Source organism: Allobosea sp. TWI1241 (genome assembly GCF_039673065.1).
Taxonomy (GTDB): Bacteria; Pseudomonadota; Alphaproteobacteria; order Rhizobiales; family Beijerinckiaceae; genus Allobosea.
On the sequence record NZ_JBDJKW010000003.1, the window covers coordinates 135,849 to 152,327 of the forward strand.

17 protein-coding genes are annotated in these 16,479 nt (G+C 68.4%); 14 read left to right on the forward strand and 3 right to left on the reverse strand.

Going from position 1 to position 16,479, the window contains the following annotated elements:
* Positions 1-49: 49 nt before the first annotated feature.
* A complete protein-coding gene (locus ABE438_RS05840) occupies positions 50-1,273 on the reverse strand; it encodes an amino acid ABC transporter substrate-binding protein (RefSeq protein WP_346501598.1) in 1,224 nt (407 codons plus the stop codon).
* 116 nt (positions 1,274-1,389) lie between these two features.
* Here ABE438_RS05840 and ABE438_RS05845 point away from each other — a divergent pair, with 116 nt between their 5' ends.
* The 8 genes from ABE438_RS05845 (at position 1,390) to ABE438_RS05880 (ending at position 8,432) form a co-directional block, all read left to right on the forward strand.
* Positions 1,390-2,265 (forward strand): LysR family transcriptional regulator, encoded by an 876-nt coding sequence (locus tag ABE438_RS05845; RefSeq protein WP_346501599.1) that lies wholly within the window; start codon positions 1,390-1,392, stop codon positions 2,263-2,265.
* 140 nt (positions 2,266-2,405) lie between these two features.
* Entirely contained in the window at positions 2,406-3,395 is a 990-nt protein-coding gene (locus tag ABE438_RS05850; protein ID WP_346501600.1) for a branched-chain amino acid ABC transporter permease, read from the forward strand.
* Between the two features lie 12 nt (positions 3,396-3,407).
* Complete coding sequence (locus ABE438_RS05855) at positions 3,408-4,289, forward strand: branched-chain amino acid ABC transporter permease (protein ID WP_346501601.1); 882 nt, start codon at positions 3,408-3,410, stop codon at positions 4,287-4,289.
* A gap of 12 nt (positions 4,290-4,301) precedes the next feature.
* Positions 4,302-5,009 (forward strand): ABC transporter ATP-binding protein, encoded by a 708-nt coding sequence (locus ABE438_RS05860; protein WP_346501602.1) that lies wholly within the window; start codon positions 4,302-4,304, stop codon positions 5,007-5,009.
* Position 5,010: 1 nt separating this feature from the next.
* Entirely contained in the window at positions 5,011-5,751 is a 741-nt protein-coding gene (locus ABE438_RS05865) for a branched-chain amino acid ABC transporter ATP-binding protein (protein WP_346501603.1), read from the forward strand.
* Positions 5,752-5,766: 15 nt separating this feature from the next.
* Positions 5,767-6,681, forward strand: a complete 915-nt coding sequence (locus ABE438_RS05870; RefSeq protein WP_346501604.1) for an NAD(P)-dependent oxidoreductase — start codon at positions 5,767-5,769, stop codon at positions 6,679-6,681.
* A 36-nt stretch (positions 6,682-6,717) separates the two neighbouring features.
* Positions 6,718-7,299 carry an amino acid synthesis family protein gene (locus ABE438_RS05875; RefSeq protein WP_346501605.1) on the forward strand — a complete coding sequence of 194 codons (582 nt, stop codon included), beginning with the start codon at positions 6,718-6,720 and terminating at the stop codon, positions 7,297-7,299.
* Positions 7,300-7,514: 215 nt separating this feature from the next.
* Positions 7,515-8,432: a TorF family putative porin gene (locus tag ABE438_RS05880; protein WP_346501606.1), complete on the forward strand. Its 918-nt coding sequence runs from the start codon at positions 7,515-7,517 to the stop codon at positions 8,430-8,432.
* Between the two features lie 60 nt (positions 8,433-8,492).
* Here the strand turns inward: ABE438_RS05880 and ABE438_RS05885 are convergent, their stop codons facing one another.
* Both ABE438_RS05885 and ABE438_RS05890 read right to left on the reverse strand, forming a co-directional pair.
* Complete coding sequence (locus ABE438_RS05885) at positions 8,493-9,137, reverse strand: TetR/AcrR family transcriptional regulator (protein ID WP_346501607.1); 645 nt, start codon at positions 9,135-9,137, stop codon at positions 8,493-8,495.
* 124 nt (positions 9,138-9,261) lie between these two features.
* Entirely contained in the window at positions 9,262-10,749 is a 1,488-nt protein-coding gene (locus tag ABE438_RS05890) for an AMP-binding protein (protein WP_346501608.1), read from the reverse strand.
* A 200-nt stretch (positions 10,750-10,949) separates the two neighbouring features.
* On the opposite strand from ABE438_RS05890, the gene ABE438_RS05895 reads away from it, so the two are divergent.
* The 6 genes from ABE438_RS05895 to ABE438_RS05920 all read left to right on the forward strand — a co-directional run bounded on the left by ABE438_RS05895 (position 10,950) and on the right by ABE438_RS05920 (position 16,475).
* Positions 10,950-12,221 carry an ABC transporter substrate-binding protein gene (locus tag ABE438_RS05895; protein WP_346501609.1) on the forward strand — a complete coding sequence of 424 codons (1,272 nt, stop codon included), beginning with the start codon at positions 10,950-10,952 and terminating at the stop codon, positions 12,219-12,221.
* Positions 12,222-12,332: 111 nt separating this feature from the next.
* Positions 12,333-13,235, forward strand: a complete 903-nt coding sequence (locus tag ABE438_RS05900) for a branched-chain amino acid ABC transporter permease (RefSeq protein WP_346501610.1) — start codon at positions 12,333-12,335, stop codon at positions 13,233-13,235.
* 1 nt (position 13,236) lies between these two features.
* Positions 13,237-14,229 carry a branched-chain amino acid ABC transporter permease gene (locus ABE438_RS05905; RefSeq protein ID WP_346501611.1) on the forward strand — a complete coding sequence of 331 codons (993 nt, stop codon included), beginning with the start codon at positions 13,237-13,239 and terminating at the stop codon, positions 14,227-14,229.
* A complete protein-coding gene (locus tag ABE438_RS05910) occupies positions 14,229-15,017 on the forward strand; it encodes an SDR family NAD(P)-dependent oxidoreductase (RefSeq protein WP_346501612.1) in 789 nt (262 codons plus the stop codon). The genes ABE438_RS05905 and ABE438_RS05910 overlap by 1 nt, the downstream gene beginning before the upstream one ends.
* On the forward strand, positions 15,010-15,762 hold the full coding sequence (locus tag ABE438_RS05915) for an ABC transporter ATP-binding protein (RefSeq protein ID WP_346501613.1): 753 nt from the start codon (positions 15,010-15,012) through the stop codon (positions 15,760-15,762). The genes ABE438_RS05910 and ABE438_RS05915 overlap by 8 nt, the downstream gene beginning before the upstream one ends.
* Positions 15,759-16,475 (forward strand): ABC transporter ATP-binding protein, encoded by a 717-nt coding sequence (locus ABE438_RS05920; protein ID WP_346501614.1) that lies wholly within the window; start codon positions 15,759-15,761, stop codon positions 16,473-16,475. Before ABE438_RS05915 ends, ABE438_RS05920 begins: the two co-directional genes overlap by 4 nt.
* Positions 16,476-16,479: the final 4 nt, after the last annotated feature.

Below are 16,479 nucleotides of genomic sequence, written 5' to 3' on the forward strand. Positions count from 1 at the left end.
GATCTCGAAAAGGAATGGCCGACGGCTCGGCCGCCGGCCGGGGCAAGGGTCAGCGCTTGTTCCAGGCCGGGATCGGGAAGACCGGCTTGGTGGTGGCGACGTCCTTGGGCCAGACCGTCTCCATCTTGCCGTCGGGCTGCGCCTGCAGCACCGGGAACGGCATCTTCAGCTGCTTGCCGGTCTCGTCGATCGCATAGGGGCCGGCGAGCACGGTGACCTTGTCGGAGAGGTCGAGCGAGGCCTTCTTCAGGGCAGCGGCATCGGTGCCGCCGGCCTTCTTGATGATCTCCTCGGTCAGCACGCCGGCGCCATAGGCCAGCACGGTCTGGTAGTCCGGGGCGAACTCGGCCTTGGGGAACTTGGCGGCATAGGCGTCGGCGAACTGCTGCCGGTTGAGGCCCGCCGTCACCGCCCAGTTGATCGCCGGGTGATAATTGGTGTGGCTGAAGATGTAGGCCCCGTCCTTGCCGACGGCGGAGGCGAACTGCGGCGTGGAGGCGTACTCCATGAAGACGAAGGGGAAGTTGATGTTCAGCTGCTTCATCTGGCGCAGGATGCTGATCTGGTCGCCCTCATAAGCGGCCGGGAACAGCGCTTCCGCCCCGCTGGCGCGGACCTTCTGCAGGATCGTCGAGAAGTCCTTCTGCCCCTTCGGGAACTTCTCGATCATCACCAGCTCCATGCCGGCCTGCTTGACCAGCTCGCGCCCGCCCTCGGCCTCGCCGGTCGGATAGGGCTCGTCGGAGTGGATGATCGCCACCTTCTTGATGCCGAGATCCTTCGCCAGCTCGGTCGAGGCGCGCAGGATCGCGGAGACCGGCATCTGCGTGCCGGAGACCATGAACTTGAAGCCCTGGCGGTAGAGATCGTTGCTCGCGGCCGACCAGACCATCATGTACTTGCCGTGCCGCTCGGTCACGGTCGCGGCGGCGGCCGTCAGCGTCGAGCCGAAGGGGGCGAACACCATGTCGACCTTCTCGTCGACGATCAGGTTCTCGTAGACCCGGGTCACCATCTGCTTGTCGCTGCGATCGTCGAGCTTGACGATCTCGACCGGCACCTTCTTGCCGTTGACCTCGATGCCGCCGCGCTTGTTGACGTCCTCGACCCAGATGTCGACGCCGCGCGCGCCCGACTGCGACGCCAGCGCGAAGCTGCCGGTCGACGACACCGTCATGCCGATGCGGATCTTGTCCTGCGCCTGCGCCTGCGAGGCCGCCGCGAGCGCACCCAGCGCGATTCCCGCCGCCATCCGGACCAAACGTGCACGCATGAAACTCTCCTCCCTGCTATCCAAAGACATCGGTTCCCCACCGATGTGAGCCCTTTCGGCTTGCGACGGAGCCTTATCCAGACAACATATAACGTCAAGTAATAGTTGTGGTGCCCATGAAGCTGAATTTCAGACAGACGGAAATCCTGTGGGCCATCGTCATGGCCGGCTCGTCGAGCGGCGCCGCGCGCCTGCTCAACGTCAGCCAGCCCGCGGTGAGCAAGATGCTCTCGCAGATCGAGGCGCAGCTCGGCGTCAGCCTGTTCGAGCGGGTCCGCGGCAAGCTGCAACCGACCGACCAGGTGCGCCTGCTCTTCGAGGAGATCTCCAAGGCCCAGAAGGTCATGCGCCGGGTCAACGACGTCGCCGACAGCCTATCCAAGCAGGGGGGCGGCGCCCTGACCCTGGCCTCGATCCCCAGCCTCGCCCAGGCCATCCTGCCGAAGACCATCGCCCGCTTCCACCAGGAGCATCCGGAGATCGTCGTGCGGCTCGACACCGGCGCCGTGCCCGAGCTGATCGAGGCCGTGCTGCAGGGCGAAGCCGAGCTCGGATTGCTCGTCATGCTCACGGATCACCCGTTTCTGACGGTCCTTCCGCTGCTGGAGGGACGTTTGCTCGCCGCGATCCCGCGCACGCACCCGCTCGCGGCCAAGACCTCGGTGGCGCTCGCCGACCTCTCGCCACACCCGCATATCCTGGTCGGCAGCCGCATGCCCTTCGGCATGCTGGCGAGCAGCGCCTTCGAGCAGGCCGGCCTGCCCTGCCGCGTCTGCGCCGACGTGCCCAACAGCCAGCAGGCCTGCGCGCTGGTCAATGCCGGCGTCGGCATCGCCCTGGTCGACGAGTTCACCACCAGCAACATGTTCTGGCCCGATGTGGTCACCCGCCCGCTGAAGGAGCGCATCGGCCTGCGCACCAGCATCGTCTACAGCCGCGACCGGCCGCCGAGCCCGCTGGCCCGCCACTTCATCGACCTGCTGCGCTCGTGACGGCCAGCGGACCGACCGAGCCGAAGCACCGAGGACGATCAAGCTGCCGACAGTTAAAGGGTGATGACAAGTAACCTGTGGTTATGATAGCCCTGCCGTCGTGTCCGGATGAACACGGGACCGGCGGAGCGGGAGGCGAGATGTCAGCTGCGGGCACCATCACGGCGGACGAGGCCAGCGAGCGCCACGACAGGCAGGGCGAGCGGCTGCGCGGACGCATCGCCGCCGGGTTCTTCCTGGCGGTGATCTGCGCGCTGGCGATCGTGCCTGTCGCGACCGGCAACACCTCCTTCGCCTTCTACCTGATGCTCTGGATCACGCTGGCGAGCGCGCTCAACATCGTGGTCGGCTTCACCGGCTACCTGCCCTTCGGCTACGTGGTGTTCTACGGCGTCGGCGCTTATGCGGCGGGCATCTGCTACAAGGTGCTCGGCTGGCCGATCCCGCTGGCGCTCGCCGCCTCCGGCGCCGCCGGCATCTGCCTGGCGCTGCTGCTCGCCCCGACGCTGCGGCTCAAGGGCGTGTATTTCGGCATCGTCAGCCTGGCGCTCGCCACCATCGTGCGCCTCGTCATCGCCAACCTGCCCTCGGAGGTCACGGGCGGCAGCATGGGGCTGATCCTCTCCTCGTCGAACAACCCGACGCACAGCTACTACGCCATGCTGATCGTCATGTCGGCGACGCTGCTCTGCGTGCTCTGGCTGGCGCAGTCGGCGCTCGGCAAGGCGCTGAAGGCGATCCGCGACGATGACGGCGCCGCCGCCTGCATCGGCGTTGACGTGCCGCGCACCCGGATGATCGCCTGGCTGCTGGCCGCCCTGTTCCCGGCGCTCGCCGGCGGGGTCGAGGCCTGGCACACCAACATCATCGACCCGGAATACGCCTTCCACGTGCTGATCACCGCCAAGAGCATAGTCTACGCCATGGCCGGTGGCTTCGGCACCATCATCGGCCCCGTGGTCGGCGCCGCGGCGCTGCTCGGGATCGACCATCTGATCTGGCAGAAGTTCCCGCTGATCAACCTGCTGCTGCTCGGCCTGGTGATCATCGCGCTGATGCTCTTCCTCCCGCGCGGCATCGTCGGGACCGTCCTGAAGCGCCGGCCGCAGCTGCGCCGCTACATCGCCTGAGGGAGACATCTGGTGAGCGGGCTTCTTCTCCAAGGCATCGTCAACGGCCTGATCATGGGCGTGATCTACGGCCTGATCGGCGCCGGTCTGAACATCGTGTTCGGCGTGCTGCGCGTCGTGAACTTCGCCCATGGCGAGTTCGTCATCCTGGGCGCCTATTTCGCCTGGTTCCTACTGCAGGCGCTCGGCATCCAGCCCTTCCTGGCCATGCCGCTGACCTTCGCGGTCTTCTTCGGCGCGAGCTACCTGCTCTATTTCGCGCTGATCCCGCCGCTCAACAAGGCGGACGATCCGGAGATCTCGTCGCTGCTGCTGATGTTCGGCGTCTCGATCTCGCTGGGCGCGCTGATGCTGCTGGTCTTCGACGCCGACGCCCGCTCTCTGGCGATCGACATCGAGCCGGTCTTCCTGACATTCGGCGACGTGGTGGTGCCGACGGTGCGCCTGCTGGCGCTGGCGGTCGCGCTGGTCATCGTCGCGCTGCTCGCCTTCTTCCTCTACCGCACCCATACCGGCAAGGCGCTGCGCGCCATCATCATGAACCGCGACGCGGTGCGCATCGTCGGCATCAAGGTCGAGCAGCTCTCGGCGGTGGCCTTCGGCCTCGGCATCGGGCTGGCCGGCGTCACCGGCATCCTGACCGCGCTGGTCTTCCCGTCCTTCTCGCCCTTCGTCGGCGCCGACTACACGCTGATCGGCTTCGTGGTGATCGTGCTGGGCGGGCTCGGGCATCCGATCGGCGCCATGCTCGGCGCCATGCTCTTCGCCGTCACCGAGCAGGTCGCCTCGATCTACTTCAACCCGTCGATCGCCACGATCTGCGGCTTCGTCCTGATGGTCGCCACCATCTTCATCCGCCCCACCGGCCTGCTCGGCCGGCAGGCGCTGCGCTGAGGGAGGCCGGACATGCTCAAGGTCGAAGGACTGAAGAAGCGCTTCGGCGGCGTCGTCGCCCTCAAGGGCGTCGACTTCCATCTGCCGCGCAAGTCGATTCTCGGCGTGATCGGGATGAACGGCTCGGGCAAGACCACGATGCTCAACTGCATCAACGGCATCTACCTGCCCGATTCCGGCAGCATCCGCCTCGACGGGCAGGAGATCGGCGGCCTGCCGGTCCATGTCGTCGCGCGGCGCGGCATCGGCAGGACCTTCCAGGTGCCGCGCGTCTTCTCCCATCTGTCGCTGCTCGACAATCTCGACGTCGCCCAGGGCCAGATGGGCCGCAGCGCCTCCGAGCGCTACGAGGCCGCCTCCTACTGGCTGCGCAAGGTCGAGCTCTTCCCGCTGCGGCACAATTTCGCCGAGGAGCTCTCGGGCGGCCAGCAGAAGCTGCTGGAGCTCGCCCGCATCATGGTGGCCAAGCCCAAGGTCATCCTGCTCGACGAGCCCTTCGCCGGCGTGAACCCCGGCCTGGCGCAGCTCCTGATCGCGATCATCGCCGAGCTGCCGCGCGAGCACGACTGCTCGGTCGTCCTCGTCTCGCACGACCTCACCTCGATCTATCAGCTCTCGCATCATGTGATCGTGCTGAACGAGGGCGCCCTGCTCTGCGAGGGCGACGCCGACACCGTGCGCAACGATCCCGCCGTCATCGAAGCCTATCTGGGAACCTGAGATGTCCAGCCCCGCAATGGCCATCCGGAACGTCACCGTGGCGTATCACGGCGACATCACCATCCTGAACGACGTGAGCATCGAGGCGCGCGCCGGCCAGGTCACCGGGATCATCGGCCCCAACGGCGCCGGCAAGTCGACCGCGCTGAAGACCTTCTTCGGCCTGCTGCCGCTGCGCTCCGGCGCGGTGACGCTGCACGGCCAGGACATCAGCCGGCAGAAGCCGCATGATCGCGCCGGCCAGGGCGTCGCCTTCGTGCCGCAGCACCGCAGCCTGTTCGCCGACCTCTCGGTCGAGGACAATCTGGTGCTCGGCTGCTGGGTGTTCCGCAAGGACAAGGCCCGGGTGCGCCGGCGCATCGAGGCGATCTACGAGCGCTTCCCGATCCTGCGCGAGAAGCGGCACGACCCGGTGTCCAGCATGAGCGGCGGCCAGCAGCGCTTCGTCGAGTTCGGCCGGGCGCTGCTGCTCGAGCCCTCGGTGATCCTGCTCGACGAGCCGACCGCGATGCTCGCGCCGAAAATCTCGCGCGAGTTCTACACCCTCATCCGCGAATTCGCCGACGAGGGCATGACCGTGATCCTGGTCGACCAGAACGTGCGCCGCTGCGCCGAGATCTCCGACCATCTCTACATCCTGGAACTCGGCCGCAACAAGGCGGACGGCAGCCGCGAGCAGTTCCAGGAAGGCTCCGCGCTGCGCGACATGGTCGCCGCCTGGATGGACTACAAGATCGACTGACGACGGAGCATGCAGGTGACCACGACGATCGGCTTCATCGGCCTGGGGATGATGGGTCTTCCCATGGTCGAGAACCTCGCGAACCGCGGCGAGGCGCAGGTCGTCGCCTTCGACCGCGACCCCAAGGCGCTGGAGCGCCTCGCGGCGCTGCCCGGCTACGGCACGACGCTGTCGCATTGCGGCCGCATCGAGGACCTCGCCGGCTGCGACGTGGTGATCACCATGCTGCCCAACAGCGCGATCACCTCGCGCGTCATCGCGGGCGAGCCGGGGGCACCCGGCCTGGCGCAGATCCTGCGCGCCGGCGCCACGGTGATCGACATGGGCTCCTCCGACCCGACCGAGACGCTGCGCCTGGCGCCGATCCTGGCCGAGGCCGGCATCGGCTTCGTCGACGCGCCGGTCTCGGGTGCCGTCGCCAAGGCGCGCACCGGCACGCTCGCGATCATGGCCGGCACCGACGAGGCAACCTGCGCCCGCATCGAGCCGATCCTGTCGCGCATGGGCGCCACCCTGATCCGCACCGGCGCGGTCGGCTCGGCCCATGCGATGAAGGCGCTCAACAACTATGTCTATGCCGCGGGCCTCCTGGCCGTCTCGGAAGCGGTGCTGATCGCCGAGCGCATGCAGCTCGACCCGGCGATCTTCGCCGACGTGCTCAACGCCTCCAGCGGCCGTAACGTCGCCAGCGAGACCAAGCTGAAGCAGTTCATCATCCCGCGCGACTTCGCCGGCGGCTTCGCCATGGCGCTGCAGGCCAAGGACATCGCCACCGCGACCCGCCTGCAGGCGGTGACCGGGGTCGATGCGCCGCTGCTGGCGCTCTGCGACGGCTTCTGGAAGGAAGCGCTGGCGCAGGCCGAGCCCGGCGCCGACAATACCGCGATCTACCGCCATGTCGCCGCCCGCTCCGCGGGCGAGGCGGCCTGAGCGGCGGACAACTGCCTAGAGCCCGAGGGAGGCCCCATGTCGCTGATCCAGATCCGCAAGCGCAGCCTGGTCGTCGAGACGACCTATCACGAGGGCGGGCCTACCCCGGACAAACCGCTGAAGCTCGCCGCCGCCAGCGCCGTCATCGCCAACCCCTATGCCGGGCGCTACGAGCCCGACCTGATGCCGTTCATGGCCGAGCTGCGCTCGCTTGGCACCCTGCTGGCGACCGAGCTGGTCGAGACGCTTGGCGGCAAGGAGAATATCGAGGTCTACAGCAAGGCCGCCATCGTCGGCCTCGACGGCGAGATGGAGCACGGCGCGGTCTGGCACGAGGCCGGCGGCTGGGCGATGCGCACCGTGCTGGGCGAGCCCAAGGCCATGGTGCCGGCCAACAAGGCGGTCGCGGTCGCCGGCTACCGCATGATGGTGCCGGTCCACTACATCCACGCCTCCTATGTCCGCAGCCATTTCAACAGCATCGAGATCGGCATCCAGGACGCGCCCAAGCCGCGCGAGATCCTGTTCGCGCTGGTAATGGGCACCGGCGGGCGCGTGCATTCGCGCCTCGGCGGCCTGCTCAAGGAGAAGGTCAGCGTAGGCGACGGCCAGCGCTGATCAGCGCTCCCGCCCCTGCGGCAAGATTGCAACGCCCGCCCCTATTCTCGGGGGCGGGCGTTTTTTCATGCAACGCGACAGATCCGACCCGCCCCTTTGCTTAGCCGGCGGGCAGGCTGCCCAAAGGATCGCCTTGCCGATATCCGGGAGCCGCAGATCAATCATGGTGAAAGCGTGGCAGCGCCTGCCTCGTCTGTTCACTGTGGGAGATCGCAATGGCCTTTCAGTATTTCCGGTCGGCGGGCGCTGCGGCGGCCCTGTCTCTCTGCGTCGCCGCCTCGGCCGCATCGGCCTCCGACCTGCCGAGCCGCAAGGGCGCGCCGCCGTCGGCACCCGTGCCGCCGAGCATCACCTGGTTCGACGTCGCCGTCAGCATCAAGGGCATGACGGACTATAATTTCCGCGGCATCTCGCAGACCGACCGCAAGCCGGCGGTGCAGGGCGGCGCCGAGCTGCAGATCTACGACAACCTGGTCTATCTCGGCGTCTATGCCTCGAATGTCGACCTGACCACGCGGCCCAATGCCGAGATCGACTTCTACGGCGGCATCCGGCCGAAATTCGGTCCCATCACCGTCGATCTCGGCGTCTGGCAGTATTACTATCCCGGCGAGAAGCAGTATATCGACCTGGCTGGCACCTATTGGACGCCGCGCAACACCGACTTCACCGAGGTCTACGGCAAGGTCAGCTACAATTACGAGGACAAGCTGACCCTCGGCGCCAACGTCTTCTATGCCTGGGACTGGCTCGGCACCGGCGCGCCCGGCACCTACGCCTCGCTGACCGCCAAGTACAACCTGCCCTTCCTCGAAGGCCTCTCGGTCTCGGGCGAGCTCGGCCATTACTGGCTTGGTACCACCAATCTGGCGATCTGGTCGAGCGTGCCGCCGGCGAACCTGCCGGACTACACCTACTGGAACGCCGGCCTGTCCTACACCTACAAGAACGTCACCGCCGACCTGCGCTACCACGACACCGACCTGTCGAAGAACAAGTGCTTCGCACTGACGGCCGACCCGCGCGGCATCGTCTCGGGCACCGGCCGGTCGCGCTGGTGCGGCCCGGCCGTGGTCGCCACCCTGTCCTTCGACATCACGGCGAGCAGCACCGGCATCTTCGCGCCGAAATGAGGTTGACGGGCGCGGCCACCGGGCCGCGCTCTCCGGCTTCCCTTTGACCTGCCTTGCGCCTCAGCCGGGCCCCATCAGGCCGCGGCCGAGCAGTTTCTCATAGGCGGTGATGACATGCTCCGGCACGGCGATCGCGCCGTCCGCGCCATAGGCGTAGCGGCGGCTGAGATAGCCGCGCGCGCCCATCAGCACATGCACCACCACCTCCAGCTCCTCGTCGCTGTAGTCCTCGACCTTGCCCGGCCCCCGCGCGCGCTTGAGCAGGCGGACATAGGCCGTCGAGATGTTGTCGAGATGGTGCTGGTAACCCTGCGGCGCGAAGATCTCGGCTTCGTTCAGGATGCGCAGGAACTCCGGCGTCTCGCGCAGGAAGTCGAAGAAGGCGCGGAAGCGGCCGACCTCCTTGGCGAGCTCGGGCGCGGCCGCATCGATGCGCTGCCGGATGAACTCGATCATCTCCTGGCCGATCGCCGGCAGCAGCTGGTCGAGCAGCTCCTGCCGGTTCTCGAAGTGATTGTAGAAGGTGCCCTGCGCCACGCCGGCGAGTTCGGTGATGCGCGCGACCGAGGCGTCGGCATAGCCGTAGCGACCGACCACGCGGGTCGCGGCCGCGAACAGCCGGCGCTTCACCTCGTCGTTCTTCTCGCTGCGCGTCAGCTTGCCTGCGCGTCGCCCGCTTGTCTTGCTGGCCTGTGCCGTCGACACCGTCATCTCCAAGGACGGGCCGTCCGGCCCGCCAGTCCTGCCGCCAGAATAGGCGAATCCGCCCGCAGCCTCCAGCCGCGCCGTCTCGTCGGATAGGTGGGGGCCGCCATCGTTCGCGGGCCCATCAGCGCAGCTCCTCGCGCAGCACGCGCTTCAGGATCTTGCCGGAGGGATTGCGCGGCAGCGTCTCACGCAGCATCAGCGCGCGCGGCGCCTTGAAGGCGGCGAGCCGTGCACGGCAATGCGCGACCAGCTCGTCCAGTGTCAGCGCCGTGCCGGGCTCCAGCACCACGAAGGCGACCGGCCGCTCGCCCCAGCGCGGATCGGGGGCGCCGATCACCGCGACCTCCCGCACCTGCGGCAATTCGAAGACCACGCGCTCCACTTCCGAGGAGGCGATGTTCTCGCCGCCCGAGATGATCATGTCCTTCATCCGGTCGGTGAGAAACAGGAACCCCTCGGCGTCGAGATAGCCCATGTCGCCGCTGCGGAACCAGTCGCCGTGGAAGGCGGCCGCGGTCTTCACTGGGTCGTTCCAGTAGCCGCGGGTGATCTTGGGGCCGCGCAGGCAGATCTCGCCGGCCTCGCCCGCCGGCAGCGCCTGCCCCGCCTCGTCGCGGATCGAGATCTCGACATGGGCGAGCGCCCGGCCGACCGAGCCGATCTTTTCGAGCTCGCGCCCGGCCTCCATCAGCGTGTCGCCGCTGCAGGTCTCGGTCAGCCCGTAGGCGTCGATATAGCGCCCGTTCGGGAAGCTGGCCCCGAAGGCGCGGATGCGGGCCTCCGGCGTGCGCTCGCCGCCGCCGATCACCCAGCGCAGGCTCGACAGGTCGAGCCCGCAGCCCGGCGCCTCGGCGAGCACGCCGCTGGTCATCACCGGCGCCATCCAGGCGCAATCCAGCTGCTCGGCCGCGATCGCCTCCAGCACCGCACGGGGCGTGTAGTCGCGGATGATGTGCAGCATGCCGCCCTGCCAGAGCACCGCCATGCCCGGCAGGTCGAAGGCGCCGACATGGTAGAGCGGGCCGACCACCAGCAGCCGGCTCTCCGCCGAGAGGCCGAGCGCCATCACATGGTCGCAGCACTTCCAGTAGAAATTCTCGTAGCTGTGCATCACCCCCTTGGGCCGGTCGGTGGTGCCGGAGGTGTACATCAGGCGAAACAGATCCTGCGGCCGGCGCGGCACCGCTTCCGCCGGCACAGCCCCTGCAGCCAGCCGCGTGCTGTCGGCACGCGCCGCGACGTCGACCAGCACCACCGGACAGGGCGTCCCGGCCGCCGAAGCCAGCTCCTCGTCGGCGACCAGCAGCTTCGCCCCGGCATCGCCGCAAATATAGCCGACCTCGTCGGCCGACAGCCGGAAATTGATCGGCAGGAACACCCCGCCGACATGGCCGACAGCGATGGCGATCTCGACGAAGGCGGCGCTGTTCTTCATCAGCACGGCGACGACGTCCCCCTCGCCGATGCCGCGCCCGCGCAGCCAGCCCGCGGTCAGCGCCACGCGCCCCGCCAGGGCCGCGTAGCCGATGCGGTGGCCCTCATAGGAGAGCGCCACGCGCTCCGGCGTGCGTGCCGCGTGGAAGCCGATGAAGCGCGAGAGATTGATCATTCCGTCCCCGTCGCAGGCGCCGCCCATGGCCGGGCGATCTCGTTTTCTGATTTATGACTCGTAATTCATATTTTGCTTGACGTCACCTGGTTCCGCCTCGACTATCCAGCCCGAAACCGCAGGCGGGCAAGGCCGTCGCGCGGTCTGCACGCCCGCCGGACCACGGCAGATAAGGGCGGCAGGAAGCCAGGGAGGAACGCATGTCCAAGACCGAATCCGGGCCGGACAGGGCCGGCATCGACCGCCGCAGCTTCATCGCCATCACGGCCGGCGCCGCCGGCACGGTCGCCGCGCCCTGGGTCGCACGCGCCCAGGCCAAGACCATCAAGGTCGCGATGCCGACCATCCTCTCGGGCCGAGTCGCGCAGCTCGGCACCTCCTCGCGCAACGCCGCGCTGATGGAGGTCGAGAAGATTAACGCCGCCGGCGGCCTCGCAGGCCGGACGATCGAGCTGGTCATCCGCGACACCAAGGGCCAGCCGCAGGAGGCCGCCCGCGTCGCCCGCGAGCTGATCAACACCGATGGCTGCGAACTGATGATCGACGCGGAGGCCTCGACCGGCGCCTTCGCCGTGCACGAGGTCGCCCGCGATCTCGGCGTGCTCTGCGTCCACACCAATTCCGAGACGTCCTCGCTCACCGCCGATCCGAAGCTGCGCCTCCCCAACGCCTTCCGCTGCTGCCGCCAGGGCATCCACGACTCCGTGGCCGGCGGCACCTATGCGGCCGAGATCGTCAAGGCCAAGAACCTGACACGCTGGGCGACCTGCTCGCCGGACTACGCCTACGGCCGCGACACCACGGCCGAGTTCGTGATGTACCTGAAGCGCTTCGCCCCCAATGTCGAGGTCATCAGCGAGGCCTGGCCGAAGATCTTCCAGGCCGACTACACCGAGGCGGTGACGAAGCTGCTGCAGGCCAAGCCGCAGGCGCTCTATTCCTGCCTCTGGGGCGGCGACCTGACCTCCTTCATCGACCAGGCCGCGATCTACGCGCTGTTCAGCCAGATGCAGTTCTTCGCGGTCAACATGGCCGACTACACCGCGCTGACCGCGGTGAAAAACCTGCCGCCCGGCATCCATTCCGGCAACCGCTACATCAAGACCTTCCCGAACACGCCGCAGAACGCCGGCTGGGGCGACGCCTACAAGGCCAAATACGGCGAGTATCCGACCAACTGGTCCTGGCAGAACGCGCTGGCGATCAACTTCCTCGCCGCCGCCGCCAGGAAGGCCGATTCCGCCGACGGCAAGAAGATCGCCGAGGCGCTGCGCGGCCTGACCATCGACTCGCCCTTCGGCGCCGACGGCAAGGTCACCATGCGCGCCGAGGATTCCACCCTGGTCGGCTATGCGGTCGGCTGGGGCACCACCATCCCGAAGGAGCCCTATGTGCCCGACATGAAGAGCGTGCCCTGGGAGCGCATCTTCGAGCTCGAGGCCGAGTGGAAGAAGAGCAAGGGCTACGCCTGACGCCGCCCCGGCGGGTGGCCGCGCCGGCGCGCCTGCGCCAGCGGCCGCCCGCCGACGACGCCCCTATGACGGATGGCCGCTGCTGCCGTCCCCCGCGCCGGCGAGACTGCCATGGACCTCAACGCCCTGACCGATTGCTTGGTCGCCCCGTCATGCCTGGTCACCCAGGTGACCAGCGGCTTCATCATCGGGATGCTGCTCTTCCTCGTCGCGGTCGGGCTCACGCTGATCTTCGGCGTGATGAAGATCGTGAACTTCACCCACGGCGCCTTCTACATGCTGGGCGCCTATTTCGCGATGACGGCGTTCCAGCTGACGCAGAGCTATGTGCTCGCCCTCCTGGCCGCCGGCCTCGGCGCCGGCCTGATCGGAGTCGTGGTCGAGCGCGGCTTCATGCAGCGCATCTACGGCGCCAACGTGCTGATGCAGCTCCTGGTCTGCTACGCGCTGGTGCTGATCATGGACGATCTGGTGCGCATCGTCTGGGGGCCGGAATTCAAGTCGATGGGCATGCCCGACGCCTTCCGGGTGCCGCCCTTCTTCGTGCTCGGCGGCGTGGTGCCGCCCTTCTACCTCTTCCTCATCGCCATGGCGCTGTTGATCGCGATCCTGCTCGGGCTGGCACTGGCACGCTCGCGCTTCGGCAAGACCATTCGCGCCGCCGCGCACAACCCGGCCATGGTCTCGGTGCTCGGCATCAACACAGGCCTGATCTTCACCTGCGTCTTCGCGCTGGGCTGCCTGCTCGCCGGGCTCGCCGGCGGGCTCGCCGCCCCGGTGCGCTCGCTGACGCCGGGCATGGGCTTCTCGATCCTGATCGAGTCCTTCATCGTCACCGTGATCGGCGGCATGGGCTCGATCGCCGGCGCGCTGGTCGGCGCGATCCTGCTCGGCCTGATCCGCACCTTCGGCGCGCTCGGCTTCCCGCTTTTCACCGAGGCGCTGATGTACCTGGCCATGGGCGTCGTGCTGATCGTGAAGCCGACCGGCCTGTTCGGGCGGGAGGGTGCCTGAGATGAACCGCCCCTCCCCCGCCCGCGACGTCGCCTTCGCCGCCATCGGCTTCGCCGTGCTCGCCGCGCTGCCGCTGCTCGTGACCAGCAGCGCCATGGTCGACTTCGTCATCCGCTGCGCCGCGCTCGGCCTGTTCGCCACCTCGCTCAACCTGCTCGTCGGCTATGGCGGCATGGTCTCCTTCGGCCACGGGCTGTTCTTCGGCCTCGGCGCCTATTCCTTCGGCATCGTCATGCAGCGCACCGGCATGCCGATCCCGCTCGCCATGCTGGCCGGACTCGCGCTCTCGGCGGCGGTCGGCCTCGTGGTCGGCGCGATCTGCGTCCGGCTGAAGGAGATCTACTTCGCCTTCGTCACCCTGGCCTTCCAGATGCTGGTGCACAGCATGATCATCGCCTGGGTGCCGGTCACCGGCGGCGACCAGGGCCTGCGCGGCGGCATCCCGCGCCCGCCCTTCCTCGGCATCGACCTCAGCGACCAGCGCCAACTCTACTGGTTCAGCGCCGCCGTGCTGGCGCTCGGCCTGCTGGCGCTGCGCCACATCGTCTCCTCGCCCTTCGGCTATTCGCTGCGGCTGGTGCGCGACAATCCGGTGCGCGCCGGCTTCCTCGGCATCGACGTCTACCGCACGCGGCTGCTCGCCTTCGTGCTGGCCGGCGTCTTCGCCAGCCTGGGCGGCATGATCATGAGCCTGTTCGTCTCGGGCGCCTATCCGGAGTTCGCCTTCTGGACCATGTCGGGCGAGGCCGTGTTCATCGTCATGCTCGGCGGCACGGCGAGCTTCCTCGGCCCGATGGTCGGCACCGTGCTGCTGCTGCTGCTGAACGACTTCGTCACCCGCGTGGCGGAGCATCACGGGCTGGTGCTCGGCCTCGTCATCCTCGGCTTCGCGCTGGGCTTGCGCAAAGGCCTGCTCGACTTCCTGATGGACTGGCTCGCCGCCCGGCGGCAACCCCGCGCCGCCGCGCCGGCGCCGACGGAAAGGACACGGTGATGGACGAGCGGACGATCGCGGTCGTGACCGGCGGTGCGAGCGGCATCGGCGCCGCCTGCTGCCGGGTGCTCGCGGCCAAGGGCTGCCATGTCGTGGTGCTCGACATCGACCTCGCCCGGGCGGAGGCGGTCGCCGCGGAGATCGGCGGCTCGGCCCGACGCGGCGATGTCGGCGACGAGGCGGCGCTGCGCGCCACCGCCGCCGCGATCGAGGCCGAGATCGGCCCGGTCGCGATCCTGGTCAACAGCGCCGGCGTGCTGCAGCCGGCGCTGCGGCCGACCGAGCTCTCGATGAAGACCTGGGACCATGTCGTCCATATCGACCAGCGCGGCACCTATCTCGCGGCGGTGGTCTTCGCCGAGGCGATGCTGCGCCGGCGTGCCGGCAGCATCGTCAACATCGCCTCGATCGCCGGCTCGCGCGCCATGCCGCTGCACGCCTATGCCCCGGCCAAGACGGCGGTGATCGCGATCACCCGCTGCCTCGCCGCCGAATGGGGGCCGGCCGGCATCCGGGTGAATTCGGTCTCGCCCGGCTATACCCGCACCCCCGCGCTCCAGGACGCGATCGACAAGGGCGAGCGCGACGTCACCAACCTCGTCGGGAGCGCGCCGATGGGCCGCCTCGTCGAGCCGGGCGAGATCGCGGAGGCGGTCGCCTTCCTCGCTTCGCCGCAGGCTTCCGCCGTCACCGGCATCGACCTGCCGGTCGATTGCGGCTGGCTCGCCGGCACCTCCTGGCACAGCTATGGCGGCTTCCGCGATCCCGGGAACGGCGCCGATGCTTGAGGTCCGCAACCTGGTGAAGGCCTTCGGCGGCGTGCGCGCCACCGACGATGTCAGCATGACCTTCCCGTCCGGCTCGCTGACCGCGATCATCGGGCCGAACGGCGCCGGCAAGAGCACTTTCTTCAACCAGCTTTCCGGCGCGCTCCGGCCCGATAGCGGCCAGATCCTGCTCGACGGGCAGGACCTGGTCGGGCTGAGCATCGGCGAGATCGTCCGCCGCGGCGTCGGGCGCGCCTTCCAGGTCGCCAGCATCTTCCCCTCGCTCACCGTCGAGGAAACCATGCTGGCGGCGGTCAGCGCCCATCACCGCCACGCCATGGCGCTGGCCGGCCGCTTTCCCCTGCCCTCGACCCGCGCCCATGCCGAGCACTGCATCGCGCTGGTCGGGCTCGCCGACAAGCGCGCCATGCTCGCCGCCAACCTCTCGCATGGCGACCAGAAGCTGCTCGACATCGCGCTAGCCCTGGTGCTGGAGCCGCGCGTGCTGCTGCTCGACGAGCCGACCGCCGGCATGGGGCCGGAAGAGCGCTGGCGGGTGATCGAGAAGGTGCGCGAGCTCTGGGAGACCCAGAAGATCACCGTGATCTTCATCGAGCACGACATGGACATCGTCTTCCGCATCGCGCCCTCGATCCGGGTGCTGAGCTATGGCCGGGTGCTCGCCGAGGGCACGCCGCAGGAAATTCGGACCAATCCGGCGGTGATCGAAGCCTATCTGGGCACCGACCACGAGGTGGCGGCATGAGCGGGCGCAGCGTCATCGAGATCGCCGGCATCGACGTCTTCTACGGCGCCAGCCAGATCCTGTTCGGCGTCGGCTTCAGCGTCGAGGAGGGCCAGACGATGGCGCTCCTCGGCCGCAACGGCGCCGGCAAGTCGACCACGATGAAGGCGATCGCCGGGCTCGCCCCGCCGAAACGCGGCAGCATCCGGGTGCGTGGCAGCGATTCAACCCGGATGAAGCCCTACGAGATCGCCCGGATCGGACTCGGCTTCGTGCCGGAGGACCGGCAGGTCTTCCCCGAGCACAGCGTCGACGACAACCTGCTGATCGCCCATAAGCGCGGGCCGGACGGACGCGATGACTGGAGCCTGGCCCGCATCTACGAGGTCTTTCCGCTGCTGACGCCTCTGCGCGCCCGCATGGCCGGGCGCCTCTCCGGCGGCGAGCAGCAGATGCTCGCCATCGCCCGCATGCTGATGGGCAATCCCGCGATCCTCCTGCTCGACGAGCCGAGCGAGGGCCTGGCCCCGATCATCGTCCAGCGCATCGGCGCGCTGATCCGGGCGCTGCGCGAGACCGGCGTCACCATCCTGATCGCCGAGCAGAACATGCATTTCTGCCTGGGGCTGGCGAGCGACGCCACGGTGATAGACAAGGGGCAGATCGTGTTCCGCGACAGCATCGCCGCCCTCAAGGCGAACGACGCCGTGCGCCAGCGCTATCTCGCACTCTAGACCC